A 743-nucleotide genomic window follows, 5' to 3' on the forward strand; every position below is an offset into this window, starting at 1 on the left:
AATCAGGAATTAATCACCGAATCCTTTGCCCCTACAACCCCTACAGGATAGACAAAAAATGATAATGTAGACAAAAATGATAATTATGATATAATATGATATAATTGGATAATATTTTTTACCCAAAAAATATGAATCAAAAAAAATTTAGTCCTCAAAAATATCATAGGCGATCGATTAGATATCCACGATATGATTACACCAATCCGGGTGCTTACTTTATTACAATCTGTACAAATCAGCGGTATTGTCTGTTTGGAGATATCGTCGATCGCAAAATGTATGAAAATATATACGGCGCCACAGTTCGGGCAACTTGGCAACGATTACCCAGCTACTTTAAAAATCTAACCTTAGATGTTTTTGTCGTGATGCCCAACCATATTCATGGAATTTTATGCTTAGAAGAGCCATTAGAAAGAATGCAAATTGATGATTATCCCAGTTATTTTGATCAGAAAAAAGGCACTTATTCTGGTTCGATTCCGGCAATTATTCAAAATTTTAAATCAATATCTACTCGAAAAATAAATCAATTACGGGGATCTAAATTACCCCTGGTATGGCAAAGAAATTTTTACGAGCACATTAATCGGAATGACCAGTCATTAAATCGAATTCGTCAATATATATTAGAAAATCCTTACCGTTGGGAGGAAGACGAAGAAAATCCAAATTTTTTACCCTTTTAAATCCCCAAAAAAATTAATATTGGATTAGGGTTGTAGGGGCAAAGCATTCGG

1 protein-coding gene is annotated in these 743 nt (G+C 33.5%); it reads left to right on the plus strand.

Going from position 1 to position 743, the window contains the following annotated elements; translation table 11 throughout:
- The first annotated feature begins 131 nt into the window (after positions 1-131).
- Positions 132-692, plus strand: coding sequence for a transposase (locus AM228_RS27745; protein WP_054470179.1), 561 nt, complete (start codon positions 132-134; stop codon positions 690-692).
- Positions 693-743: the final 51 nt, after the last annotated feature.

It is taken from the genome of Planktothricoides sp. SR001 (genome assembly GCF_001276715.1).
In the GTDB taxonomy this organism is placed as follows: Bacteria; Cyanobacteriota; Cyanobacteriia; order Cyanobacteriales; family Laspinemataceae; genus Planktothricoides; species Planktothricoides raciborskii.

What these genes read in the sequence shown, in the direction of transcription:
- AM228_RS27745 (WP_054470179.1), top strand. Translation starts at nt 132, where the DNA reads ATGAATCAAAAAAAATTTAGTCCTCAAAAATATCATAGGCGATCGATT.